Origin of the sequence: Mesorhizobium amorphae CCNWGS0123 (assembly GCF_001686985.1) — a bacterium.
Taxonomy (GTDB): Bacteria; Pseudomonadota; Alphaproteobacteria; order Rhizobiales; family Rhizobiaceae; genus Mesorhizobium; species Mesorhizobium amorphae.
The window spans coordinates 2,194,705-2,217,751 of the sequence record NZ_CP015318.1 but is presented as its reverse complement, the minus strand read 5'-3'; the positions used below and the strand labels follow the sequence as shown (position 1 = coordinate 2,217,751).

23 protein-coding genes are annotated in these 23,047 nt (G+C 65.6%); 2 read left to right on the top strand and 21 right to left on the bottom strand.

Going from position 1 to position 23,047, the window contains the following annotated elements; genetic code table 11:
* Positions 1-68: 68 nt before the first annotated feature.
* Positions 69-1,565 (top strand): HAL/PAL/TAL family ammonia-lyase, encoded by a 1,497-nt coding sequence (locus tag A6B35_RS10290; protein ID WP_065518311.1) that lies wholly within the window; start codon positions 69-71, stop codon positions 1,563-1,565.
* Positions 1,566-1,690: 125 nt separating this feature from the next.
* Here A6B35_RS10290 and A6B35_RS10285 read toward each other — a convergent pair whose 3' ends face one another.
* From A6B35_RS10285 to A6B35_RS10185, 21 genes are all read right to left on the bottom strand, one after another.
* Positions 1,691-2,239, bottom strand: a complete 549-nt coding sequence (locus tag A6B35_RS10285; protein ID WP_006203877.1) for a flavin reductase family protein — start codon at positions 2,237-2,239, stop codon at positions 1,691-1,693.
* A 63-nt stretch (positions 2,240-2,302) separates the two neighbouring features.
* Positions 2,303-3,523, bottom strand: coding sequence for an acyl-CoA dehydrogenase family protein (locus A6B35_RS10280; protein WP_006203878.1), 1,221 nt, complete (start codon positions 3,521-3,523; stop codon positions 2,303-2,305).
* A 27-nt stretch (positions 3,524-3,550) separates the two neighbouring features.
* Positions 3,551-4,339: an alpha/beta fold hydrolase gene (locus tag A6B35_RS10275; RefSeq protein ID WP_006203879.1), complete on the bottom strand. Its 789-nt coding sequence runs from the start codon at positions 4,337-4,339 to the stop codon at positions 3,551-3,553.
* Between the two features lie 11 nt (positions 4,340-4,350).
* The gene (locus A6B35_RS10270; RefSeq protein WP_006203880.1) at positions 4,351-5,367 is read right to left on the bottom strand and encodes a zinc-dependent alcohol dehydrogenase; all 1,017 of its coding nucleotides are present in this window, start codon (positions 5,365-5,367) and stop codon (positions 4,351-4,353) included.
* Positions 5,368-5,380: 13 nt separating this feature from the next.
* Entirely contained in the window at positions 5,381-6,406 is a 1,026-nt protein-coding gene (locus A6B35_RS10265) for a branched-chain amino acid ABC transporter permease (RefSeq protein WP_006203881.1), read from the bottom strand.
* Complete coding sequence (locus A6B35_RS10260) at positions 6,403-7,266, bottom strand: branched-chain amino acid ABC transporter permease (protein ID WP_006203882.1); 864 nt, start codon at positions 7,264-7,266, stop codon at positions 6,403-6,405. Before A6B35_RS10260 ends, A6B35_RS10265 begins: the two co-directional genes overlap by 4 nt.
* The gene (locus A6B35_RS10255) at positions 7,253-7,981 is read right to left on the bottom strand and encodes an ABC transporter ATP-binding protein (protein ID WP_006203883.1); all 729 of its coding nucleotides are present in this window, start codon (positions 7,979-7,981) and stop codon (positions 7,253-7,255) included. Before A6B35_RS10255 ends, A6B35_RS10260 begins: the two co-directional genes overlap by 14 nt.
* Positions 7,978-8,706 (bottom strand): ABC transporter ATP-binding protein, encoded by a 729-nt coding sequence (locus tag A6B35_RS10250; RefSeq protein ID WP_006203884.1) that lies wholly within the window; start codon positions 8,704-8,706, stop codon positions 7,978-7,980. Before A6B35_RS10250 ends, A6B35_RS10255 begins: the two co-directional genes overlap by 4 nt.
* Before the next feature lie 25 nt (positions 8,707-8,731).
* A complete protein-coding gene (locus tag A6B35_RS10245; protein ID WP_006203885.1) occupies positions 8,732-10,039 on the bottom strand; it encodes an ABC transporter substrate-binding protein in 1,308 nt (435 codons plus the stop codon).
* Positions 10,040-10,110: 71 nt separating this feature from the next.
* Positions 10,111-10,929, bottom strand: coding sequence for an SDR family NAD(P)-dependent oxidoreductase (locus A6B35_RS10240; protein WP_006203886.1), 819 nt, complete (start codon positions 10,927-10,929; stop codon positions 10,111-10,113).
* 66 nt (positions 10,930-10,995) lie between these two features.
* Entirely contained in the window at positions 10,996-11,886 is an 891-nt protein-coding gene (locus tag A6B35_RS10235) for an intradiol ring-cleavage dioxygenase (protein ID WP_006203887.1), read from the bottom strand.
* Between the two features lie 9 nt (positions 11,887-11,895).
* Positions 11,896-13,650 (bottom strand): FAD-dependent oxidoreductase, encoded by a 1,755-nt coding sequence (locus A6B35_RS10230; RefSeq protein WP_006203888.1) that lies wholly within the window; start codon positions 13,648-13,650, stop codon positions 11,896-11,898.
* Entirely contained in the window at positions 13,650-14,699 is a 1,050-nt protein-coding gene (locus A6B35_RS10225) for a branched-chain amino acid ABC transporter permease (RefSeq protein ID WP_006203889.1), read from the bottom strand. The genes A6B35_RS10230 and A6B35_RS10225 overlap by 1 nt, the downstream gene beginning before the upstream one ends.
* Positions 14,700-14,708: 9 nt before the next feature.
* On the bottom strand, positions 14,709-15,572 hold the full coding sequence (locus A6B35_RS10220) for a branched-chain amino acid ABC transporter permease (protein ID WP_006203890.1): 864 nt from the start codon (positions 15,570-15,572) through the stop codon (positions 14,709-14,711).
* A gap of 64 nt (positions 15,573-15,636) precedes the next feature.
* Positions 15,637-16,338, bottom strand: coding sequence for an ABC transporter ATP-binding protein (locus A6B35_RS10215; RefSeq protein ID WP_006203891.1), 702 nt, complete (start codon positions 16,336-16,338; stop codon positions 15,637-15,639).
* The gene (locus tag A6B35_RS10210) at positions 16,338-17,054 is read right to left on the bottom strand and encodes an ABC transporter ATP-binding protein (RefSeq protein ID WP_006203892.1); all 717 of its coding nucleotides are present in this window, start codon (positions 17,052-17,054) and stop codon (positions 16,338-16,340) included. Before A6B35_RS10210 ends, A6B35_RS10215 begins: the two co-directional genes overlap by 1 nt.
* Positions 17,055-17,114: 60 nt before the next feature.
* Positions 17,115-18,389, bottom strand: a complete 1,275-nt coding sequence (locus A6B35_RS10205; protein WP_006203893.1) for an ABC transporter substrate-binding protein — start codon at positions 18,387-18,389, stop codon at positions 17,115-17,117.
* 26 nt (positions 18,390-18,415) lie between these two features.
* Positions 18,416-19,480, bottom strand: coding sequence for a maleylacetate reductase (locus A6B35_RS10200; protein WP_006203894.1), 1,065 nt, complete (start codon positions 19,478-19,480; stop codon positions 18,416-18,418).
* Positions 19,477-20,136, bottom strand: coding sequence for an alpha/beta hydrolase (locus A6B35_RS10195; RefSeq protein WP_006203895.1), 660 nt, complete (start codon positions 20,134-20,136; stop codon positions 19,477-19,479). The genes A6B35_RS10200 and A6B35_RS10195 overlap by 4 nt, the downstream gene beginning before the upstream one ends.
* Positions 20,133-21,092 carry a VOC family protein gene (locus A6B35_RS10190; RefSeq protein ID WP_006203896.1) on the bottom strand — a complete coding sequence of 320 codons (960 nt, stop codon included), beginning with the start codon at positions 21,090-21,092 and terminating at the stop codon, positions 20,133-20,135. The genes A6B35_RS10195 and A6B35_RS10190 overlap by 4 nt, the downstream gene beginning before the upstream one ends.
* 3 nt (positions 21,093-21,095) lie before the next feature.
* Positions 21,096-22,004: a dioxygenase family protein gene (locus tag A6B35_RS10185; protein ID WP_006203897.1), complete on the bottom strand. Its 909-nt coding sequence runs from the start codon at positions 22,002-22,004 to the stop codon at positions 21,096-21,098.
* A 91-nt stretch (positions 22,005-22,095) separates the two neighbouring features.
* Here A6B35_RS10185 and A6B35_RS10180 point away from each other — a divergent pair, with 91 nt between their 5' ends.
* A complete protein-coding gene (locus A6B35_RS10180) occupies positions 22,096-23,046 on the top strand; it encodes a LysR family transcriptional regulator (protein ID WP_006203898.1) in 951 nt (316 codons plus the stop codon).
* Position 23,047 lies beyond the last annotated feature (1 nt).

The window sequence follows — 23,047 nt, the reverse complement described above, 5'->3', positions numbered from 1 at the left end:
AGAAGCCATCATGGAATACGGCGGCCGCGCCCATTTCCTGAACGTCAATCATAGGATACATGCAGGGCATGACGCTCAGAATGATAATGCTCGACGCCAGGCCGTTCGGCGCGGCGGAAGTCGCCGAGATCGCACGTCGCAACGCCCGCCTGGTGCTGGGCGAGGAGGCGATGCGCCGCATCCGCGCGAGCCGCGCCGTCATCGAGCATCTCACGCAACTCGGCAAGCCGATATACGGCGTCACCACCGGTCTTGGCGCCTGTGTCGACACGCCGCTCGCGCCGGCCGATCTGATCGCCTTCCAGCATAGCGTGCCGCTCAGCCACAGCATGGGCATCGGACCGGCTCTTCCGATCGAGGCGGTGCGGGCAATGATGGTGGCGCGCATCTCGGGCATGGCCGCGGGCGGCACCGGCGCCTCCGAGCGTGTGGTCATGGGCCTTGTCGCGGCGCTGAACGCCGGCGTCCACCCGGTCATCCCCGCCTGGGGATCGATGGGGGCGGCGGACCTCGCACCTCTCGGCCATATGGCAAGGGCTCTGCGCGGCGACGGCGACGTGGAGTTCCAGGGCAAGGTCATGCCGTCCGCCGAGGGGCTGGCGCTTGCCGGGCTCGAGCCGCTCGACCTGCGCGAGAAGGACGGCCACGCCATCATCGTCGCCAACAGCCTTTCGACCGGAACGGCCTGCCTCTACCTCGAAGACGTCGCTCACCTCATCGACTGGTCGATGGCCGCGGTGGCGCTCAACTACGAGGCATTCCGTTCATCGCTGACGGCAATCGACGAGGACGCGCTGTCGGCGCGACCGGCGTTCGGCCAGCGCGAGATCGGCGCGCGCCTGCGGGCGGAGCTCGAGGGGAGCGGGCTGTGGAAGGAGAACGCGGCGCGGCGCATCCAGGATCCGCTCAGCTATCGCTGCGTGCCCCAGGTGTGGGGCGGCCTGCTCTACGCGTTTGAACAGGCAAGGCTGGCGACGGAGATCGAGCTGACCCATTCCGGCGACAACCCGGTTATCCTGCCTGCCGCCGAACGGATCATCTCGAACGGCAATTTCGACCTTACGGCGTTGACGCTGACCTGGGAACAGCTCGGCCAGGCCCTCGCGCATTGCGCGGTAGGCACCGCCAACCGCTGCATGAAGCTGATGTCGCCGACGGTGGCGGAACTGCCGCGCTTCCTGTCGGCCAGGGGCGGCAGCCGCCAGGGCTATGCCGAATTGCAGAAACCGCTCGCCGGCCTGGAAGCCGAGATCCGGCATCTGGCCAATCCGATGTCGCTCAGCCCGCTCGCCGTTTCGGACGGCATCGAGGATCAGTCGTCGATGGCGCCGCGGGTGGTGGCCAAGACCGCCGAGATCATCGAGCGCCTGCGCTATCTGGTTGCGATGGAGCTAATCTTTGCCGCGACCGGGGTGGAGTTGCGCGGCGTCGTCGACGGCATGGGCGTAGGGCCGCAACGCACCTATGCCGCCGTGCGCGCGCTCGTCAGCCCGCTCGACGACGACCGCGAGATGAGCGCCGACATGACGCGGATTGCCCGGATGGTGGTGGGGCCCCGGTGCTGAGCCGGCACCTCGAGGTCTCGGTCCGCCGGCTCCAGAAGTCGAGTTTCCGGGTTGGCTGGTCGATGAGTACGACATACCGCCATGCGCCCAACCCTCAACCGGGGCCTGCGGCATAGATTTCCTATCTAAAGAAAACGCGACGACTCAAGAAGCTCGGCCACGCCGTCAAGTTGCCTGTGCAGGCGATGCCAGCGACGGTCGAGATAGACCAGCGAATGCGCCTCCGGCAGGACCTCCTCGGGATGCACCTCGCCTTCCAGCAGCTCCGCCGCGACCAGCGTCGCGCCCTCGATAGGCAGGACGCCGAGCCGGCGGGCGCGAAACCAGGTCGAAACGCCGGTGTAGCGCGGCTCTCCCGTGGGCAGCCGCGCCCAGTCGCCCCCCGGCGGGAAGCGTTCCGCGCCGCTCGACGCGCAGAGTTGCGCCAGGTCGATATCGGTGAAGCGGAGCAGGTGGATCACCATGGTCTCGGCCCGCAGCATGGGCTCGGACGAGGTGGATTTCATCGAAAGCGAGAAGGCGACGACCGGCGGCGCGGCACTTACCGAGATCAGCGAGGACACGGTCATCGCCACCGGTCGGTCGCCGGGGTCGGCCGTGATCACGGCAACACCGGCCGGATGATGGCGAAAGGCTTCGCGGAAGGCGTCGGTCATCGGATGCGGGAAGCTCATCGACGTATCTTTTCTGCAGCATGACAAGGGGGCCGGGCGGCGTCCGCTGCCCGGCCGTTGGGACTACTTCTTCTCGATCAGGTCGTAGAACTGCCAGACATGGTTGCTCCAGACACCACCGATGTCGCGGCCGGCCGACGTGACGATCGACGGCGCGATCGTGAAGTGGTTGGCCGCCACCATCATCTCGCGGAAGGTACGCTGGATCACGCCGGCGCGCAGCGACGCGCCGCCACCGGCGCGGTAGGCGAAGTTGCAGATATCGACGCCAACCTCGTGAATCTCGGACTTGGCCAGATGGACGAGGCTGATCTGCCGCGTCGATACTCTGTTGCCGGCCTCGACCGTCGCCTCGATGTCGCGCCAGACTTCGAAGACAAAGGCGCGGGCAGCGCGATAGCGGGCTTCGGCGCGGCCATAGTCGTGCCAGAACTTCTCGCTCTCGCCGATCAACCCGGCACGGCCCGACTTCGTGCGGGCGAACTTTGCGATCTCGTCCAGCATCCGCCGCCCGGCCCCCAGTGCCCAGCCGGTATGGCCGATGGCGGCGAGGCCTACGACACCGAGACTGAAGAACTCCTTCTGGCGCAGCGGCGGTGCGGTCATGATCGGGAAGACCAGATCATCGGCGATGAAGACGTCCTCGGCCGCGTAGTCGATGCTGCCGGTGCCACCGAGGCCCAGAACGTCCCAATTGCCGAGCTGCTTGTGCTCTGAGATCGGCGCATGGGCGCACATGATGATCACGTTACCCTTCTCGTCCTTGGCGGGCTTGCCGCTGCCATCGTCGACGAAAGCAGCACTGTGGCTGTAGGTGGCGTGGCTGAAACCGCTGCCATAGCTCCACTTGCCGTTCAGCCTATAGCCGCCGTCGATCTTCTTCAGCATGCCGAGCGGCGCGCCCTGCCCCGAGAAACGGTTGTCGGTGCCCGGCGCGAAGAGCCGCTCGACCGCACTGTCGGGCAGGAAGGCCGCCGACATTGCGCCGATGCAGCAATGCACCATGGAAACCCAGCCCGCCGACCCCGAATGCCAGGTGATCGCCTCTATGAGTTCGAGGCCCTGGGTGGGAGGCAGCTGCGCGCCGCCGAGGCTCTCGGCGGCGAAGATGTGCGACATCCGCAGCGGCTTCAGCACCTCGAACGTGGCCTGGGTCAGCTCGCCGCTCTCCTCATCGGCGGCGGCATTGGCTTCCAGGATCGGTCCGATCTCCGCGATCGTCTTCAGCATGTCGCCATAGTCGACGGTGGTACCCCAGTATCCGTGCTTGATCGGTTTGTTCATCGTCTTCCCTTCCTCCTTCAAATGCGGTTAGCCGGCGAGAAAATCGCCAATCTTGCTGAGCGTTTCGGGCTTTTCCTGCTGCACGAAGTGACCGGCATCCTCGACCAGGATCAGCCGCGCATCGGGCAGTGCCTCGACCCAGAGCGGCGCCTGGCTGACTGGCAGCATGCGGTCCTCGGTGCCCCAGACGATCAGCGTCGGGTTGGTGATGCGCGCCAGGAAGCGGCGCAGGTTCGGGTGGCCCATGCCGAACGGTGTCAGCAACCGGCCGAGCGTCTCGCCTTCGCGCGCGCGATCGGCGCCGAAGGCCTCCGCGAAGGCGGGGTCCGAACCATCCGGGAAATAGCGCAGCGCCACCGAGACGTCATGCGCCAGATAGGCCGGCAGATCCTGTGGCGCGACCTCGCCGAGATTGGTGGCCGGGTGGGCAGGATCGTTCAGTCCGGCAGGTGCGATCAGCACCATCCTGTCGAAACGCTCGCGCGCCACGCCCGCGAGTTCGCTCGCCATCCACCCCCCCATGGAAAACCCAATGAGATGAGGCTTCTCCGGCAGGTCCAGAATATCGAGCAGGTCCAGATAGTGCAGAACCATGTCGGACATGCCTGCCACATGCGGCGCCGCGCCCGAAAAGCCGAAGCCGGGGTGGCTCGCGCAGAGCACGCGGAAGCGGTCGGCAAGGCCTTCGGCGAAGTCGAAGCCTTCCAGCGTCGCGGCGCCGTGCAGGAACAGCACCGGCTTGCCTTTGCCGATGGCCTTCACCACCGTTTTTATACCGCCGACATCGTATTCGAGTGTTTCGAACTGAATGGCCATTCACATTCTCCTCAGACAAGGTCCGGCTTGATCAGCACCTTGCATTGCGTGGTGCGGCGGCGAAGGCTCTCGAAGATCTGTGGAACCGGCGAGAGGTCGATCCGATCGGTGATCAGCGCCTGCGGCGCGAAAGGCCCGCCGCGCAGGGCATCGAGCGCGACGCCAAATTCGTTGCGCTGATGGAAGAAGACCGAGAACAGCAGGCTCACCTCCTTGGTCAGCGCGACGAACGGATCCCATTCGTCACCGCCGATACAGAGGCCGACGCCGACCACCGTGCCCTGCAGCCGGACGGCGTTGACCGCGGCACCCAAGAGACCCCGCTTGCCGACGCATTCGAAGACGATATCGGGTGCTCCGCCGCAGAGATCGGCGAGGTTCTCGGCCAGCCTTTCGCCGGAAAGCACGAAGCCGGTCGCGCCGAGCGCGAGCGCACGCTCGCGCTGATGATCGTGGATGTCGGCCACGACCACACGCGACGCCCCCATCCGCCGCGCCCAGAAGGCGACGAGCAGGCCGATCGGTCCGGCGCCCAGGATGGCGACCCGGTCTCCCGGCTTCATGCCCGAGCGGATGACGCAATGCAGCCCGACCGAGAGCGGCTCGGCCAGCGCTCCATCCTCGAGCGCCACTTCGTCGGGCAGGATATGGCACTGGCGCGCCGCGACGGTCACGTACTGCGCATAGCCGCCGCCGATCAGCACCATCTCGGGACAACGCGCCGGATCGCCTCGCCTGCAGGTCTCGCAGTGCCCGCAGCCGCGCATCGGCACGACGGCCACGCGGTCACCGGTCCGCAGGCCGGTCACCTCCGCTCCGGTGTCGATGACCTCGCCTGCGAATTCGTGGCCGAGGACGAAACCGCCGCCGATGCCGAAGGGCGCCGGGTCCTCGGTGATGTGGAGATCGCTGCCGCAAATGCCGCAGGCGGCAACGCGCAGCAGGACTTCGTCGGGCGCCGGTGCAGGATCGGGTACCATGGCGATCCGCAGCGGACTGCCGACCGTATCGAAGATGGCCGCTTTCATGAAATCCTCCCTGTCAGCGATACGGATCGACCAGCTTGCGCTGGATCGGGAACCATGGCGCGTCCCATCGTTTCGAGATCAGGCCCCAGATGCCCGAGCGGGCGTATAGCGCCACCAGGAGCGTCATCAGGCCGAGGACGACGAAATAGGTTGCGCCGTACTCACCGAACCAGCGGTCGGCGATGAAGAAGATCAGAGACCCGATCAGGACGCCTTCGATCGACCCGATACCGCCAACCATCACGATAAAGATCGCGACATTCGCCCACATCGGATCGAAGGCCGAGCCCGGGGTGATGCGCAGCTGCGCCATGAAGTAGATCGCGCCCGCAAGACCGCAGCCGACAGCCGCCGCCACATAGATCAGGAAGCGCAGCTTGGCGACGTTCACGCCCTGGCTGGCGGCCGCCACCGGATTGTCGCGGATGGCGATCAGTGCGAGGCCGAAGCGCGAGCGAAGCAGCCAGTAGCTGCCGCCCAGCGTGAGCAGCAGCATCCCCGCGCAGAGCAGCGACATGGCGACATTTCGCTCGAACGCCGAATAGTCCTTCATCACCCGAAGCGACATGCCAGCGCCGGAATTGACGAGCGGCAGGTTCGAGGCGGTCAGCCGGAAAACCTCGGCCACCACCCATGTGCCGATCGAGAAATACGGGCCGTCGAGGCGATGAAGCAACAGGTAGATCGGCACCGCCAGCACCGCCGGCACCAGAAGCGAAAGGAAGACCGCCGCGAATGGATCGATGCCGTAGGTCTGTGCCAGCACGAAAAGCGCATAGCCGGAAGCGCCCATGAAAGCCTGCTGGCCCACCGAGACGAGGCCGGCGTAGCCTGCAAGCAGGTTCCACATCTGCGCGACGGCGATATAGCAGCACAACTCCAGCATCGAGCGGATCGTTCCGGTCGATGCCCACCACGGCATGGCGGCCAGACCGATCAGCGCCAGCACCGCCAGCGTCATGGCAATGCGGCCCGATGGCGTCTGGCGCTGGACCAGGACCTCGGGCACCTCGGCCGCGGCATAGGGGATTGCGCTCATTGTGACGCCTTTCCAAAAAGGCCCTGCGGGCGGGTCGCCAGCATGATCAAGAAGACGATATGTCCGGCGAGCACGCCGAAGCCGGGATCGATGCGGAAGCCGATGGCCTGCGAGATGCCGAGGACCATCGAGCCTATGAAAGCGCCCCAGATGGCGCCCATGCCGCCGATGATCACCGCCTCGAAGGCATAGATCAGCTGGGCCGGTCCGTCGGCCGGCGCCACGGTCGACCGCAGCGCCTGGAAGACGGCAGCAAAGCCAAGGATACCGACCGCCGCCGCCGTCGCCATCGCATAGACGGCGCGCGGGTTGATGCCGGTCATCGCCGCCGCCTCGACATCGGCCGAAGCGGCACGGAGCGCGCGGCCGAAACGCGTACGCTTCAGCATCAGGTCGAGACCCCAGGTCAGCCCGGTGGCAACCGCAAGCACGATCAGCGGAAGGAGGCCGACATAGATGCCGCCGATCTCGATGGACTGGCTTTCCAGCCCGTGGCCCGGCAACGATCGGCTGTTCGCGGACCAGATCTGAAGCATCAGGTTCTGCAGCGCGATCGACAGGCCGAAAGTCGCGATCAGCGAAGGCAACGGATCGCTGCCCACCACGCGGTTCAGCACGGCCTTCTGCAGCACCCAGCCCATCAGCACCGCCAACGGCACCAGCACGATCAGCACCGGCAGCGGTCCAAGGCCCCAGGCCGTGGCGATCGAGATGCCGATCAGCGACAGCAGGATCACCAGGTCGCCGTGGCTGATGTTGACGATCCGCATGACGCCGAACATCAGCGCCATGCCGAGCGCATACTGGGCATACATGCCGCCCAGCAGGATCCCCTGCACCAATGCGTCAAACCACTCCATGGCCCGCTCCAAAATAGGCTTTGCCAATCTGCTCGCGCGTAACGTCGGCGGACTTTCCGGTGAGGGTCACGCGCCCTTCCAGCATGCAGTAGAGACGGTCCGACGCGGACCGGGCGAGGCCAACATCCTGTTCGACCACGATCATCGCCGTGCCGGTGGCGCGGATCTCGGGCAAGGCGGCATAGATCTCGCGGATCACCTTGGGCGCGAGGCCGAGGCTGATCTCGTCGCAAAGCAGCACGCGGGGCTGACAGAGCAGCGCGCGGCCGATCGCCACCATCTGCTGCTGCCCGCCCGAGAGGCTCTGCACCTGGGTGCGGGCCTTTTCCTTGAGGATCGGGAACAGCTGGTGCAACCGCGGAAGCGTCCATCCGCCCTTGGCGCCGACGCGCGCGGCCTGGTCGACGGCGACGCGCAGATTGTCCTCGACCGACATGCCGGTGAAGAGACGGCGGCCCTCCGGCACGATGGCGACGCCCTTCTGCACCATGCGGTCGGTCGCGGTGCCGCCGACGGGTTCGCCGTTCAGCCGCACCATCTCGCGCGCGACCGGGAGCAGGCCCATGATCGAGCGCAGGAAGGTGGACTTTCCGGCCCCGTTCGCGCCGATCAGGGCAACGGCCTCGCCCTGATGCAGTTCGGTGTCGACGCCGTAGAGCGCCTGGAAATCCCCATAGTGGGCGAAGAGTCCGTGAGTGGAGAGAACGGTCGTCATGCCTCGATCCCCATATAGACGCGCTGGACCTCGGGCAGCGCGATGACCTCGGTGGGCACGCCTTCAGCGATCTTCTCGCCGAAGTTCAACACCAACAGCCGGTCGGCCACCGCCATCAGCGCGTGCAGCACATGCTCGATCCACACGATGGTGATGCCACGGTCGCGGATGCGGCGCACCAGCGCCACCAGCGCCTTCGATTCATCGTCGGTCAGCCCGCCCGCGATCTCGTCCAGAAGCAGCAGCTTCGGATCCGAAGCCAGCGCGCGCGCCAGTTCCAGCCGTTTGCGGTCGATCAGCGTCAGTGCACCCGCCGAGACATTGGCCTTGTCGGAGAGCTCGCAATCGCGCAGCACCTGGGCGCAGAAGGCATAGCTCTTCTTTTCGGACCGGCCGCCGCCGAAAGCGGCGGCGACCAGCAGGTTCTCGAAGGTGGTCATGCCGGAATAAGGGCGCGGGATCTGGTAGGTCCGCCCGATCCCCATCTTGCAGCGCCGGAAAGGCGGCTCGCCGCGAAGCGCGGTATCGCCGAGCTGGATCTCGCCGCCTGACGCCCTCATGTCGCCGCTGATCATGTTGAACAGCGTCGTCTTGCCGGCTCCGTTCGGGCCGAGGATGCCCAGCACCTCGCCCCGATGCACATCGAAACTCACCTCATGCAGGACGCGGACGGCGCCGAAAGACTTCGATACGCCGCGTGCTTTCAGCAGGATTTCTCTATCCATAGCTCCCTCCGCGTCCCGGCTCATGTCACCAGGCGATCGGCTGAATCGCCTGTTGGGGCGCGAAGAGCTGATTGACCGTGTTGTCGACGATCCTCAGATCATAGGGCCATTTCTCGCCCTTCACCCACTGGCCGCCGAAGATCGGCGTCTTGCAGATGTTCTTGTGGGGCGAGCCATCGAACTTGATATGGCCGACCAGCGTCTGCAGATCGGTGGCGATCATCGCGTCGCGGTTCGCCTGGCGGTCGAGCGGATTGGAAGAGCGTTTCAGGATGTCCAGGGCGACCTCGAGCAGGGCATGCGAATAGCCCAGCGGCTGCGTCCACTGCCGCTTTGCATCGGCTTCCCATTGGTCGGCGATGTCGCGGCTGACCTGCCCGGTCAGCGACGATTTGAACGGGAAGGCCGGCGTCCACCAGACCTCCGAGGACATGCCGTTGCCGAGGGGTCCCATAGCCTCGACGCCGCCTGGAAACAGCAACGCCGCCGCCACAGTCACCGCCTTGGGCTTGAAGCCCTGCTGGTTGCACTGGGTAACGAAGGTCTTGAGATCGTCCGGATAGGTGATGCCGCCGATGATCTCACAACCCTGCTTCTTGAACTCGGCGATCTGCGCGGAGAAATCGTTGGTGCGTGGCTGAAAGTAGCCGGGTACCACGACCTCGTAGCCCGCCTTGCGGGTCGGCGCCGGAAGGCCATATTCGTCGTTGCCCCAAGTCTCGCCATCGATGTTCTGGGGAAACAGCATGCCGACCTTCTTGTTGGTCTCCAGATGGTTCCAGAGCCCGACGAAGGTGTTCAGCGCTTCGTCGAGGCCCCAGAAGAAATGATAGGTCCAGTCGAAGGTCTGCTTGCCGCCGCCGCGCGGCATGATCACCGCCTGCCAGGGAGCGCCGGAGGAGATGCAAGGTGTCTCATAGAGTTCGGCCTGCTCGGCAGCAGGCAGGATCGTGTCGGTCGTCGACGCCGGAACGAGCAGATGCACCTCTTCGTTCAGGATGAGGTTGCCAGCGATTTCCGATGCCTTGTTCGGATTGGACTGGCCGTCGCGATCGAGGATTTCGATCTCGTAGGTATTGCCGTCGGCCGATTGCAGCTGACCGCCAAGCAAAGCGCGGATCTTCTGCAAGGTGTAGCCGTCCGTCTCGCCGAAGAGGGCGAGCGGACCGGTCGTGGGGCTGAGATAGCCGAGCTTGATCTTCCCCGCCGTCGCGGCGCGCGCATAGCGAGGCATGGCCAGCGTGCTGGCGGCAACGCCCGCTCCAAGCCCTTTAAGCACGCTCCGGCGGCTTGGCCGCAAGCCCGATTTCACCAGTTTGTTGTAGTAGGTCACTGTCGTTTCCTCCCTTGTTAAGATATTTCCGGCTCGCCCCCTCGGCGGTCCGGCCTCAGTTCAAAGCTTCCTCAGGTCATCCGCAGCAGCGAACCGCCATCGATGACGATCTGCGAGCCCGTCACGTAGGATGAGGCGGGCGAGGCCAGATAAAGCGCCAGGCCCTTGATCTCTTCCGGATCGCCGATCCGGCCGATCAGTGTCTGGGCCTCGAAGGCCTTGCGATCCGCCGGATTGCGCAGCCGCCCGCCGGCGATGTTGGTGATGAACGGTCCGGGCAGGATGGCGTTGATGCGGATGTTGTAGGCACCGAGCTCCATCGCCATGTGGCGGACGAGATGGTTCACAGCGGCCTTGGCGGGCATGTAGGGCGTGCCCACGATGCTCTCGTTGATCAGCGAGGCGATGGACGACGTGACGATGATCTGGCCGCCGCCATTCGGCTTCATGTGCCGGACGGCATGCTTGATCGTGGTGTAGACCGAGGTCAGGTTGATCTCGATCACCTTGTCCCAGTGCTCGTCGGGCAGGTTCTCGATGGCGCCCTCGGGGTTCCTTTCGCCCGTCGGGGTGTTGAAGCCCGGTCCGGCGTCGATCCCGGCATTGGCGAACACGACGTCGATCGAGCCCGCCTTCTCGGCCACCTTGTCGAAAGCTTGCGCCATGGCCGCACGGTCGCCGACGTCGACGACCTGGCCCCAGACCTCGCCACCCGCGGCATTGATCGCGGCCACGGTCTTCTCCAGCCCGGCCGGGTTCAGGTCGAAGATGCAGACCTTCGCCCCGTGCTCGGCCATGATCTCGGCATAGGCCTGACCGATGCCGCTGGCGCCGCCGGTGACGATCACCGACTTGCCCCTGACATCGAACATCTTCTCAAGTGCAGCCATCCATTCCTCCCTTTTGCGCAACACCGACCCGCAGGCCGACGCCCTCGCGGCGCCGGCGGCGCGCGGTTACTTGGTCTTTTTCCGCGACAGCACGAAATCGAACTCCACGTCGTAGAACGGGGCCGCAACCTCGACCTTGGCGGCGGCTGCAGCGTCCTCGACCATGCGGAATTCGGCGAGCAGGCTTTTTTTCACGCCGAAGACGGCGTCCGAATCGATATACGGGTCGTCCGGATCGAAGATGTGCGTGGTCAGCGGGTCGAAGCCCTCGGCGTCGACGATGTAGTGGAGATGCGCCGGGCGATTGGGATGGCGGCCCAGCGCACCCAGCAGCTTGCCGACCGGCCCGTCATCGGGGATCGGGTAGTGCTTGGGCTTCACGCCGCGGAACCAGTAGCGCCCGTCCGTGCCTGTGCGGAACACCCCGCGCAGGTTGAAGTCGGGCTGGATGCCCTTCTGCTGCACGTCGTAGAAACCCTCGTCATTCGCCTGCCAGACGTCGATCTTGGCTCTCGCGATCGGGTTGCCGTCGGTGTCGAGGATGCGGCCATGCACGAACATCGGCTCGCCCTTCTGGTCGAGGCAGATGTTCGAGCCCATCGGCAATTCGGGTGCATCGGCGACATGGAAGGGTCCCAGCACCGTGGATTCGGAGGCGCCCGACGGCTTCCTGTTGTTGATCGCATCGACCAGCATCGAGACGCCGAGGACATCCGACAGCAGGATGTACTCCTGCCGCCACTCGTTGCAGATCTGGCCCGTCTGCGTCAGGAACATGATCGCGCCGAACCATTCCTCCTGTGTCGGCTCGATCTCCTTCACCGCCTCGTGCAGCTTGCGTGTGATGACTTCCATCACCTGGCCGAGCCGCTCATCCCTGGCATTCTTGTTTCGTGCCACGACGACTTGGGCCGAGTTCGCTTCGGTGAAATAGCCGTACTCGTGTTCGTCGATCATAGGCATTCCTCAGCGTGCAAGAACGGATTTGAAGACCCGGCGCAGCTCGGCCGCAGGGTCGGCCGCCAGCGCCACGGAGCGCCAGGCGACGTGATGGTCGGGACGGACGACCAGGCAGCCCGCATCGCGGATTTCGCGGGTGCGCGCCCAGTCGCCCGTATGGTCCTCGATCGCGCGACGCGGCCCGATCACATGGGTCCGAATCGGCAGACCGAGTTCCGCGGCGACCGTCTCTGCCGCGGCAACCCACGCCTCGCCGCCAATGCCGGTCAACAGCGTGAACTCGCCACGCCCGCAAAGGTCGAGCGTCGAGACCTTCCTGCCCGAGCGCTCGAAGACCCAGACATGCGGCAGCCGCGCGCCCGGCCAGGTCGTGGGCGCATAGTGCAACTCGCGGTCCTTCTCGAAGGCCGGCTCGGGCTGGCCGTCGGTCATGACCGCGCCCGACACATAGCGCTGGTTCATCTCGACGCCGTGGGCATCGAACTCGTATTTCTTGAAGGCGATGGCCTTGCGGAGCGCCGCGCGCTGAACTTCGGCGGCCGGGGTCGCATCGGCGCGAGCTTCCATGTTCCTGTGGATCTTGTCGTGATCCACGCCACCGTCCATGCCGAGGGATTCGAAGATGGGCCCGAACTCGGCGATCGACTGGTTGGCGCGCGTCACGATCTGGCGTGCGATCGGCGCACGCTCGGCCGAGTAGCTGTCCAGAAGCCCGATCCCCGCTTGCCCCTTGACGATCTTGGCGAGCTTCCAGGCGAGATTGAACCCGTCCTGGATCGAGGTGTTAGAGCCAAGCCCGTTCGAAGGCGGATGCCGATGCGCGGCATCGCCCATGATGAGCACGCGGCCCTTCTGCATTCGCGTGGCGAAGCAGTTGTTCACGGTCCAGGTGTTGGCACCCAGAAGCTCGATCTCGAGCTTCGGATCTCCGACGAGCTGACGCGCGACCTCGGTTGCCAGCGCCGGCGTCACGTCCGGCGGCGGCTGGTTGATGTCGTAGCCCCAGACGATGAGCCACTCGTTCCACGGCCGCACCATGCGAACGAGACCCATGCCGATCCCGCCGACATCGGCACCGGGCTGCATGACCCAGTAGAGGACGCTCGGACGGTGGGCGACGTATTTCGAGAGATCGGCTCTGAACAGGATGTTCATCGACCCGCCGACGCCCATCTTGCCCTCGAACGGCAGGCCCAGATGCTCGGCCACCAGCGAGTTGCCGCCATCGGCACCGACAAGGAACTTCGACCGTACGGTGAAGTCCTTGCCCGACAGCCGGTCGCGGCAGGTCGTGGTGACGCCGTCCGCATCCTGAACATGGCTGACATATTCGGTGCTCATGCGCGCCTGCGTCCCACGCGCGCACGCCGTCTTGAACAGGATCGGCTCCATGAAGGTCTGGGGCAGATCATTCATGAAGGACGGCGACGACAGGAGATGTTCGGCTTTGGAAAGCGGGTCCGTGCCCCAGCTCTTCATCCGGCCGATCTCCTCTCCGGCGAGACTTTCGCAGAACACGTTCTCGCCCATCAGTTCCTGCGGCGCGGCGTGCATCATGGCCTCGGCCTCGACCTCCGGCCCGAGGTCGCGCAGCACCTCCATGGTGCGCTGGTTGGTGATGTGGGCACGCGGCGTATTCGAAAGCCAGCGGTAGCGGTTCACGACCATGTTGGCCACGCCGGAGCTGGATAGAAGTGCCGCCGTGGCCGAGCCGGCCGGGCCGGTGCCCACGACCAGCACGTCGGTTTCGATATCCGCCATCAAATTCCTCCCTCGATCTTCAAACCGGCCAGCCTGCGGCGGACCGGAAACAGGTGCAGGCCGCTGCGGGCTGAGATCAGCCCCCACAGCCCCTTTGGCGCGAACAGCATCACGACGATGGCGATGAGGCCGAGTGTCATCAGGTACCAGCTGCCGTAATCGGCCAGCGCCGAGCGCAGCGCAAAGAAGACCAGCACCCCGAGGATTGGACCCTCGATGGTGCCAATGCCGCCGATGACGACGATGAAGATGACGTATGCGGTCCAGTCGGTGACGGCGAAGGCCGCGTCCGGCGAGATGCGGGCCGTCTGCAGAAAGATCAACGCGCCGGTCAGTCCGGTGGCGGCCGCGGCGATCAGAAACACCGCCCATTTGAGGCGCGCGACATCGACGCCGACCGACTGGGCCGCGTCGACATTGTCGCGCACCGCCGCCAGCGCCAGCCCAAGGCGACTGCGCAGCAGCCAGTAGATGCCGCCCGTGACCGCCACGGCAAGCACCAGCGCCAACCAGTAGGCCAGGATGTCGCGCGCAGCGGCTTCGCGCACGCCGAACAGCGCCCGGATCGCATCCGTGCCCATGATATTGCTCGTCGCCTCGCGCGGCAGCGAGATGCCGGTGCCCCCGCCGAGCGCCTTCCGCTGCGCGACCAGCAGCCGCGTCACCTCGGCGATCACCCAGGTGCCGATGGCGAAATAGGCGCCCTGGAGACGGAAGGCGAAGAAGGCCGTGGGAATGGCCAGCACCAGCGCCGCAAGGCCCGCCAGCAGGATCGCCGGGACCGGGTCCCAGTCCAGCAGGATCACGCCCGCGAACAGCGCATAGGCGCCGAGGCCGACGAAGGCCTGCTGGCCCACCGAAACCAGGCCGCCATAGCCCGCCAGCAGGTTCCAGATCTGCGCCAGCGTCAACATGGTGAGGATGAAGAACAGATCCTGTATGACGCCGCGGGTGGTCACGGCGGGCAGTGCGAGGCCAGCCAGGATCACAACGAGCACGGCGATCTCCGTGGCAGTTCCGGCGCGGGTGCGGGTTGTCAGCCGATACATGCCGCCCCCTCAATCCACCGCGCGCGGGAACAGGCCCCGCGGCTTGAGCAGCATCACGGTGAGGAAGGCGATGTGGCCCGCCAGTATCTGCCATTCCGGATTCACCGCCGCGCCGGCCGTCTGAGCGACGCCGATGATGATCCCACCCGCAAGTGTGCCCCACAGGCTGCCGAGGCCGCCGATGATCACGGCCTCGAAAGCATAGATCAGGCGCGCCGGCCCGATTGAGGGATCGAAGTTCGCGCGCATGCCGAGATAGAGCGCCGCCAGCGTCACCACGACCATCGCAATCCCGGTGGCGACAGCGAACACTTGCTTCGGCTCGATTCCCATCAGACCGGCGGTCACGGCGTCGTCCGAGGTGGCGCGGAAGGCACGGCCGAGGGCGGTGTGATAGAAGAGGCCGTTCAAGGCAACGATGGCGGCAATCGCGGACGCAAAGGTCATCAGCGGCATCACCCCCACTGTGACTTGCCCGAGATCGAGCGACGCCCCTTCCAGCGTCCCCGCCGGAATGCGGCGGCTATCAGCGGAAAAGGCCTCGAGCAGCCCATTCTGCAGGGCCACCGACAGGCCGAACGTGACGAGAAGCGGCGGCAGGATGTCCTTGCCCAACACCCGATTCAGCACGGCGGCCTGCAACAGCCAGCCGAGCGCGAACATAAGTGGCATGGCGACCAGGGCGGCGACCCAGGGCGAGAGGCCGAGCAACGTGACCCCCATCAGCACCAGATAGGCGGCGAGGACGATGAGGTCGCCGTGGGCCAGGTTCACCAGCCGCATGATGCCGAAGACGAGGCTCAGTCCGGCTGCGAACAGCGCATAGAGCCCGCCCAGCAGAATTCCCTGCACGAGGGTGTCCAGCCAGATCATCGCCGCAGCACCTCGACCAGGCCACAGCTGCGCTGCACAAGCAGAGGACGGTTCGGGCCCATCGTCATGCCGCCTCTCCGAAATAGGCCGCATGGATTTGCCTGCGCGTGACCTCGGCCGCCTTCGAGACCAGCGTCACGCGGCCCTCCATCATGCAGTAGACACGGTCGGCCACCGCCAGCGCCTTGCCGATATCCTGCTCCACCACCACGATCGCGGCGCCGCCTTCGCGGATCTTGGGAAGTGCGGCGTAGATATCGCGGATGACGACTGGCGCGAGGCCGAGGCTGATCTCGTCGCAGAGCAGCAATTCGGGGTTCGACATCAACGCCCGACCGATCGCCACCATCTGCTGCTGGCCGCCCGAGAGCGCGGTGCCGGGGCTCTTGCGCCGCTCGCGAAGGACCGGGAAGAGTTGGTAGACCGCGTCGAGGCTCCACGGCCCCGGCGCCTTGCGCGCCTGCCCGCCGATCAGGAGGTTTTCCTCGACGGTCAGCGAGGCAAAGAGCCGGCGTCCTTCGGGCACCATGGCGATGCCGCGCTTCATGATTTCGGCCGAGGAAAGCGCGCCAATGGGTTCGCCCCGATGTACCACCATGGCGGCCGCGTTGCGGATCACACCCGCGATCGATCGCATCAGGGTGGATTTTCCGGCACCATTGGCGCCGATGATCGCCACGCATTCGCCCGCGGCCACGGTGATATCCACGCCGAACAGCGCTCGGAACTGGCCGTAGTTCGCGGTGAGCCCGTGCGTTTCGAGCATCAGACCTCAAGCCCCAGATAGATTTCGCGAACCTCTTTCGAGGCCATGATCTCGTCCGGTGCGCCGATGCCGATCACGCGCCCGAAGTCCAGCACGAGAAGCCGTTCGACCACCGACGTCAGGGCATGCAGAACATGCTCGATCCAGATGATCGTGGTTCCCTTCGCGTGGATGGCTCGGATCGTCGCGACGAGAGCCTTGCATTCGCCCTCCGTCAGACCGCCGGCGATCTCGTCCAGAAGCAGAAGCTCGGGTCCCGTCGCCAAGGCGCGGGCAAGCTCCAGGCGCTTGCGATCGAGAAGGCTCAGCGATCCGGCCACCACATTGGCCTTCCCGAGAAGCTCGGTCTGCTCGAGGATGTGCGCACAGTCTTCGACCATCTCGGCCTCGCGCCCACCCCGGCCGAAGGCGGCAGCGGTCAAGAGGTTTTCGAACACGGTCAATCCCTCGAAGGGCTGCGGGATCTGGAAGCTGCGGCCAACGCCCGTGCGCACCCGCTCCATCGCCGGAGTACGGGTCACGTCACGGCCGAGGAATTCGATGCGGCCCTCATTGGCAAGCAGATTGCCGGTGATCAGGTTGAAGAGCGTCGACTTTCCCGCCCCGTTAGGGCCGATGATGCCCAAGGCCTCGCCGCGCGGCACCGTGAAGGTCACGGAATCCGCAACCTTCAGGGCCCCGAAGGACTTCGAAACGTTTTCCAGCCTGAGTATCATCACCGTCATCCTCGGGGCGCGCGCTGGACGAGGGCGGCGCATCCGCCGCCCTCGCAAGCGTCAAGCCAGGGCTTCCATCTTGCCTGCGGTGGGAATCTCCGGGGCGCCGGCATTTTCAACGATCACCAGATCGAAGCCGCCGCCGACTTTCTTCCGCCACTGCCCGCCGACGAGCGGCGTCTTGCAGACGTTCTTAGCGGCAAACGGCGGTAACCCTGCTCCGCTCCAGGCCACCTTGCCCACCACGGTCGTCATGTCGGTGGCGGCTATCGCCGTTGCGATCGCCTCGGCATTCGTCGGATCCGAAACGCGCCCCATGACGTTCGCCGCCACCTCGAACAGCGAATGGACAAAACCGATCGGCTGGGTCCAGGGACGCCCTGTCTTGGCGGTGAAATCCGCCGCGAGTTCGGCCGAACTCTCGCCCGTCACCGACGACTTGAACGGATGCGAGGCCGACCACCAGACCTCGGACGAGAGGTTGTTGCCGGCATCGCCGAGCGTCTCGACCGATTGCGGGAACAGGATCGCCTTTGCCACCGTCACCGCCTTGGGCTTGAAGCCCTGCTGGCGGGCCTGGTTCCAGAAGGTGGTGAAGTCGGGCGGGATGACCACACCGGTGGCGATCTCGACATCGGCCGACTTGAAGGCGTTGACCTGCGCGGTGAAATCGTCCGAGAGGTTCTGATAGCGACCGGGATCGGTAAGGTTGAAGCCGGCGGCATCGAGGCCGGGCCGCAGCCCGTTCTTGGGGTCGCCCCAGGCATTGCCGTCGGCGTCGTTCGGAAACAACCCGCCCACCTTGCCGTTGGTGGAAAGCTGCTTCCACATGCCGGTGTAGACGGCGATGATGTCTTCGAGACCCCAGAAGTAGTGATAGGCGAACTCGAAGGGCTTCCATGAGGCCGGATCGGCCGGATTGCCCTGCTGGCCGATGAACCAGGGCTGCCACGGCGCCATGGTCGAAATGACCGGCACGCCCTCCGCCTCGCAGGTGGTGGCTACCGGGTTGGTGTTCTCGGGCGTGGAGCCGACGAGCATCAGGTTGATCTCATCGTCGACGATCAGGCTCTTGGCCACCTCCGCCGCGCGATTGGGGTTCGACTGGCTGTCCTTGACGATGACGTCGAAGTTCTTGCCCGCCTCGGAAGCGAGGAAAGCCTTGATGTTGTAGGCATCGCTCTCGGCGAAGCCGGCGAGCGGCCCTGTCTGCGGCGAAACATAGCCGAGGCGAATCTTGGCGCCTTGCGCGATAGCCGGCGTCGTCAGGCGCGAACCGGCGAGCGTCAGGCCTGTCGCCGCCGAGGCTTTCAGTAGGCTGCGTCGTGTAATCATCTGCTTCTCCTCCCTCTTCCCTCTTCTCAGCCCCCCGGACGGCGTCCCTCGAACGCCGCCTGGAGGAGTTCCCTTATCGATCCCGGGTCGATCGGCCTCGGATTCGCATAGGCATTCTTCAGCGCGATTGCAGCCGCGCGGTCGAGATCGGCTTCCCGGATACCGATCTCCTTCAGGCTCAGCGGAGAGCCGACCGACTGCGCGAAATCCCAGAGCCCGCCGCCGGCCGAGCCACCGCCGAATGCTTCGGCGATCGGGCGCAGCAGATCGGGGACCGCGGCTTCGTTGTAGGCGGTGGTATAGGGCAGCAGGATTGCGTGGGTTTCGGCGTGCGGCGTGTCGAACGAGCCGCCGAACACATGCGCCAGCTTGTGGTGCAGCGCCATCGACACGTAACCGAGCGCGGTCGAGCAGCACCACGCCGCATAGAGCGCCTGCGCCCGCGCCGCGCGATCCTGCGGATGGTCGATCAGCCGCGGGATACCGTCGTGGAAGGCAAGCATGGCATCCTTGCACATCAGCACGACCACCGGATTGCGGTCTGGGGCGTAGAAGGTCTCCATCGCGTGAGCGATCGCATTCATCGCCGAGGTGACGGTGAGGCCTGCCGGCAGGCTCAACGTCAGATCGACGTCGTAGATCACGGTCTCCGGGCGGATGTCCGGCGAGCGGCGGGTGGTCTTTTCGCCCGCCGCCGTCTCGCCGAGGATGTCGGTCATTTCCGAGCCGGCATAGGTGGTCGGGATGACCACCTGATCGGCGCCGGTGCGAACGGCGATGGCCTTGCCGAGCCCGGTGGTCGAACCGCCGCCGAGGCTGACGACCGCCGAGGCCCCGCTGGCGCGGAAGGCTTCAACGGCCTTTTCCGTCACCTCGACCGGCGTATGCATGACAGCGCCGGCAAATATTCCGGCAGCGAGGTCGCCAAGGCTTGCGGCCAGCCTTTGCGCATCGGCCTCCTGATGCGGCGTCGAAAGCACCAGCACCTTGTCATGGCCAAGCCGCCGGACTTCCTCGCCGGCGCGCGCCATGGTGCCCGAGCCGAAGACCACCCGTGTCGCCAGACCCGGAAAGATGAAATTGTCCATCATCGCGCCGCCTCCATGCGCGGGCCCCGGCCGATGGACAGGTCCGCCAGGATCGTGCCCAGCATCGCGATCTCGGCATTCGAGACCTCGTGGCTCCGGCCGGGGAACAGATCGGCGCGCAGGCGCGCGCCACTGCTGCCCAGCGACTGCGCGGCATCGGCAAAGGCCGAGACCGGAATCCAGGGATCGGCATCGCTGCCGGAGAGATAGACCGGCACACCGGCCGGTACAGCTTCGGATCGTGCATCCTCAGGGACACCGACGCGGCAACCAGTGAAGGCCGCCAATGCGTCCGGTGGTGGAAGGCCCGCACAGAGATACTCGATCGAGAGGCAAGCCCCTTGCGAGAAACCTGCCAGAAGCAACGGACGTCCAGGCAGTTCCGCGCGAGCCGCGGTTACGGCGGCAGCAAGGTGGTCGAGTGCGTCGGAAAGCTGCGCGCGGGCGACCGGCGTCAACGGGTCGACAGCACGCGCCTCCCACCACGCGCCGAGCGGCGCGCGCGGCAGGACGAAGGCCACGGCCGGCGCGGAAAGCCGAGCCAGCACATCGGACTGCATCTCCTCCGGCGATTGGCCGCGGCCATGGACGAAGACGCAGATCGCCTTCGCCTCCGAACCTCTGGACCCAACCCTGAGCGGACCGCTGCCTGAGCTCACACGAAATCCGCCTGTTCCAGACCGGCCTGCAATTCGCCCTCGCGGTCCTTGAACCACGGCGGGAAGACCAGCGTCTTGCCGATCTGGCCCGGCGCCTCGTCCTTGGCCCAGCCTTCCGGCGTGGTCCAGGCAAGTTCGAACAGCGCGCCTCCGGGCGAGCGGACATAGCAGGACTTGAAGTAGTTGCGGTCCTTCTGCTCCGAAATGTCCGTGAAGCCGAGACCCTCGATATGAGCGCGCAGCTTCAACTGGTTCTCTTCGTCGCCCGTGTTGAGCGCGAGGTGGTGGATGGTGCCGCCCGCCAGCGTCCATGTGCCCTGCTGGTTGTCGCGGTCGACAATGACCTCCACACGCTGTGAAACGCCGGTCGCATCAGGCACGCGGAACACCAGCCCCTCGTGGTTGTCGGCCTCTTTCTCCAGCGGCAACGCAATGGTCAGGAAGTCGTCCATGGCGGTGCGATCCATCACCGCCACCACGGCGCCGTAGATTCCCTTGATGCCATGCGCCGTGCCGATGCCCTGCGCCTCGTTGGTGATGGGCGCGCGCGGATCGCTGTCGCTTTCCACCAATTCATGCGGGATGCCGCAGGGATGCGCGAAAGCCGCACGGTCGGCGCCAAAGCGCGTGATCTTGACGGCCTCGATGCCGCGCGCGTTCAGCCGGTCCACCCAGAAATCCGCGGCTCCCTTGGGGATCGACTGCATGATGGTGCGCGACTGGTTGGTCCCGCGGCGGCCATAGACGCCCGGCTTGCGGAACGGGAAGGTGGTGATGATCGTCGAGGCATCGCCGTCGGGCGAGCCGTAATAGAGGTGATAGACAGGGATGACGCCGTCGAACAATACGGTGCGCTTCACCGAATGCAGGCCGAGCGCCTTGGTATAGAAATCAAAATCTTCCTGAGCGCCGTCGGTCGACAGCGTCAGGTGGTGGTAGCCGCTCACACGTGCCATCAGTCATCTCCTCCCAGAGGTTTCGGTTTCGCCCCGCCGTTGCGGACAGAGCACGAGGTTGAGGTCGAGCGCATGCTTCCGCTTTCCTCCATTCGGCGGCAGTGCGCGGAACTCGGCCATGAGTTCGGGCTTGACCCCGAAGATGGCATCGCGGCCGATCGCAGGATCCGACCGGTCGAAGATGTGGGTTGTCAGCGTTTCGAAGCCTTCCGCCGAGACGCGAAAATGGATGTGGGCCGGCCGTTCGAGGCCAAGGCCAAGCGCTGACAACAACTGACCGACCGGTCCGTCCGACGGCAGCGTGTAGCCCTTCGGCTTCACCGTCATGAAGCGGAACCGTCCCTGCGGATCGGTACGGAAGCGTCCGCGCAGGTTGAATTCCGGCTGCCTGTCCGGCTCCTGGTTCTCGTAGAGACCCTCGGCATTGGCCTGCCAGATCTCGACCGTCGCATCGCCGATCGCCTCGCCGTCGAGCGCGACGATCTGGCCCGCAACCTCCAGCGGCTCGCCCTTGTGATCGCGCGAGATGTTCCCGCCGAGCGGCATCTCCGGCACGTCGGCCCGGTAGAAGGGGCCGGCCAAGGTGTTTGGGGTCGCCCCGACTGGGCGCGGGCTGTTCTGGTCTTCGATCAGCGAGGAGACGCCCAGGACATCGGCAAACAGCACCCATTCCTGGCGACGCGCGTCGGCGTAATGGCCGACCTCGGTCAGAAAATCGATCGCCTGCCGGAATTCCTCGCCAGAGGGTCGCAACTCCACGATCAGCGCGTGCAAACCATCCACGGCGGCCTGCGCCGCCGCTGCCAGGCGGGACTGTCCGATTGCCGCCAGACGCCGCGAGAATTCCTCGGCCTGCGTCGAGATCATCTTGGGGAATTCATCCCCTTGCGGTCCGTCGTGCTGGCCGTCCATCCGCCGGGACCTCCCTTCCCTTGGCAAACGGGATAGCACGGCCCGACGCGGTGCTTGATGAGATGTGGCGCCCCTTGTATAGCGTTTTGCTATGAAGCTGAACGAGCGACACCTCATGCAGCTCGCCGCGGTGCTGGATGCCGGCGGCGTGTCGGAAGGAGCCGCCATGCTGGGCCTGACCCAGCCTGCGGTGAGCCGATCGCTTGCCATGCTGGAGGCACGGGTGGGCGAGGCGCTCTTCCTCAAGGGCCGTCGACCGCTGCAGGCGACACCGCTCGGCTTCCAGCTGGCAGCGCAAGGCCGCACGATCATCACCGCCTCGCGCAAGGCGTCGGATGCGGTGCAGGGCTTTATGAAAGGCACGAAGGGCATAGTCCGTGTCGGCGGCGTGCCCTTCTTCATGGATGCGATGATCAGCCGGATGATCGGAGAATTCCAGAAGCTCGAACCCGACGTCACCGTCCAGCAAAGCTATATGAACCTGCCCGAGATGGTCGCGGCGCTGGAGAGCAACCAGATCGACCTCGGGATCGTGCCGATCGGCGTGCTCGACCTCGGACCCGGCTTCGAATTCACCGAGATCCTGCCCGGACGCAACGTCGTGGCTTGCCGGCCCGACCATCCACTGCTGCGCAATCGCCGCCTCAGGGCGCATGACCTGACCAGCTTTCCCTGGGTGGCTCCCCTGCCCGGCTCTCCGCTGATGTCGGACCTGCAGATGATCCTTATGAGCATCGGCATGTCGGACCTGAACGTTCGCTATTCGGGAGGCTCGCTGATGAGCGTGATCAACTTCCTTGCCGAAACCGATGCGCTGGCCGTGCTGCCATTCTCCGTGGTTTTCGCGCAGCGCAAGGAGAACCGGGTGACCGTGCTTCCCTATGAAATCCCGCAGCCCAGCCGCTCACTCGGCATCCTGCGTCGGGTAGGCGGGCCACGCTCGCCCGCGGCAGAGCGCTTCGCGGGCCACGTCACGACCGCCTTCGAGAACCTGAAGCACATCATCAAGCGGCATGAGAATGCCGTCATCTGGGGGCGCTAGC

Bases quoted from the DNA above. Each gene is read 5' to 3' on its own strand.
- A6B35_RS10250 (WP_006203884.1), bottom strand. From the start codon at position 8,706: ATGGATAGAGAAATCCTGCTGAAAGCACGCGGCGTATCGAAGTCTTTC.
- A6B35_RS10200 (WP_006203894.1), bottom strand. From the start codon at position 19,480: ATGATGGACAATTTCATCTTTCCGGGTCTGGCGACACGGGTGGTCTTC.
- A6B35_RS10285 (WP_006203877.1), bottom strand. From the start codon at position 2,239: ATGAGCTTCCCGCATCCGATGACCGACGCCTTCCGCGAAGCCTTTCGC.
- A6B35_RS10275 (WP_006203879.1), bottom strand. From the start codon at position 4,339: ATGGCCATTCAGTTCGAAACACTCGAATACGATGTCGGCGGTATAAAA.
- A6B35_RS10225 (WP_006203889.1), bottom strand. From the start codon at position 14,699: ATGTATCGGCTGACAACCCGCACCCGCGCCGGAACTGCCACGGAGATC.
- A6B35_RS10220 (WP_006203890.1), bottom strand. From the start codon at position 15,572: ATGATCTGGCTGGACACCCTCGTGCAGGGAATTCTGCTGGGCGGGCTC.
- A6B35_RS10290 (WP_065518311.1), top strand. From the start codon at position 69: ATGACGCTCAGAATGATAATGCTCGACGCCAGGCCGTTCGGCGCGGCG.
- A6B35_RS10270 (WP_006203880.1), bottom strand. From the start codon at position 5,367: ATGAAAGCGGCCATCTTCGATACGGTCGGCAGTCCGCTGCGGATCGCC.
- A6B35_RS10265 (WP_006203881.1), bottom strand. From the start codon at position 6,406: ATGAGCGCAATCCCCTATGCCGCGGCCGAGGTGCCCGAGGTCCTGGTC.
- A6B35_RS10185 (WP_006203897.1), bottom strand. From the start codon at position 22,004: ATGGACGGCCAGCACGACGGACCGCAAGGGGATGAATTCCCCAAGATG.
- A6B35_RS10240 (WP_006203886.1), bottom strand. From the start codon at position 10,929: ATGGCTGCACTTGAGAAGATGTTCGATGTCAGGGGCAAGTCGGTGATC.
- A6B35_RS10205 (WP_006203893.1), bottom strand. From the start codon at position 18,389: ATGATTACACGACGCAGCCTACTGAAAGCCTCGGCGGCGACAGGCCTG.
- A6B35_RS10190 (WP_006203896.1), bottom strand. From the start codon at position 21,092: ATGGCACGTGTGAGCGGCTACCACCACCTGACGCTGTCGACCGACGGC.
- A6B35_RS10280 (WP_006203878.1), bottom strand. From the start codon at position 3,523: ATGAACAAACCGATCAAGCACGGATACTGGGGTACCACCGTCGACTAT.
- A6B35_RS10230 (WP_006203888.1), bottom strand. From the start codon at position 13,650: ATGGCGGATATCGAAACCGACGTGCTGGTCGTGGGCACCGGCCCGGCC.
- A6B35_RS10180 (WP_006203898.1), top strand. From the start codon at position 22,096: ATGAAGCTGAACGAGCGACACCTCATGCAGCTCGCCGCGGTGCTGGAT.
- A6B35_RS10210 (WP_006203892.1), bottom strand. From the start codon at position 17,054: ATGATACTCAGGCTGGAAAACGTTTCGAAGTCCTTCGGGGCCCTGAAG.
- A6B35_RS10215 (WP_006203891.1), bottom strand. From the start codon at position 16,338: ATGCTCGAAACGCACGGGCTCACCGCGAACTACGGCCAGTTCCGAGCG.
- A6B35_RS10260 (WP_006203882.1), bottom strand. From the start codon at position 7,266: ATGGAGTGGTTTGACGCATTGGTGCAGGGGATCCTGCTGGGCGGCATG.
- A6B35_RS10255 (WP_006203883.1), bottom strand. From the start codon at position 7,981: ATGACGACCGTTCTCTCCACTCACGGACTCTTCGCCCACTATGGGGAT.
- A6B35_RS10235 (WP_006203887.1), bottom strand. From the start codon at position 11,886: ATGATCGACGAACACGAGTACGGCTATTTCACCGAAGCGAACTCGGCC.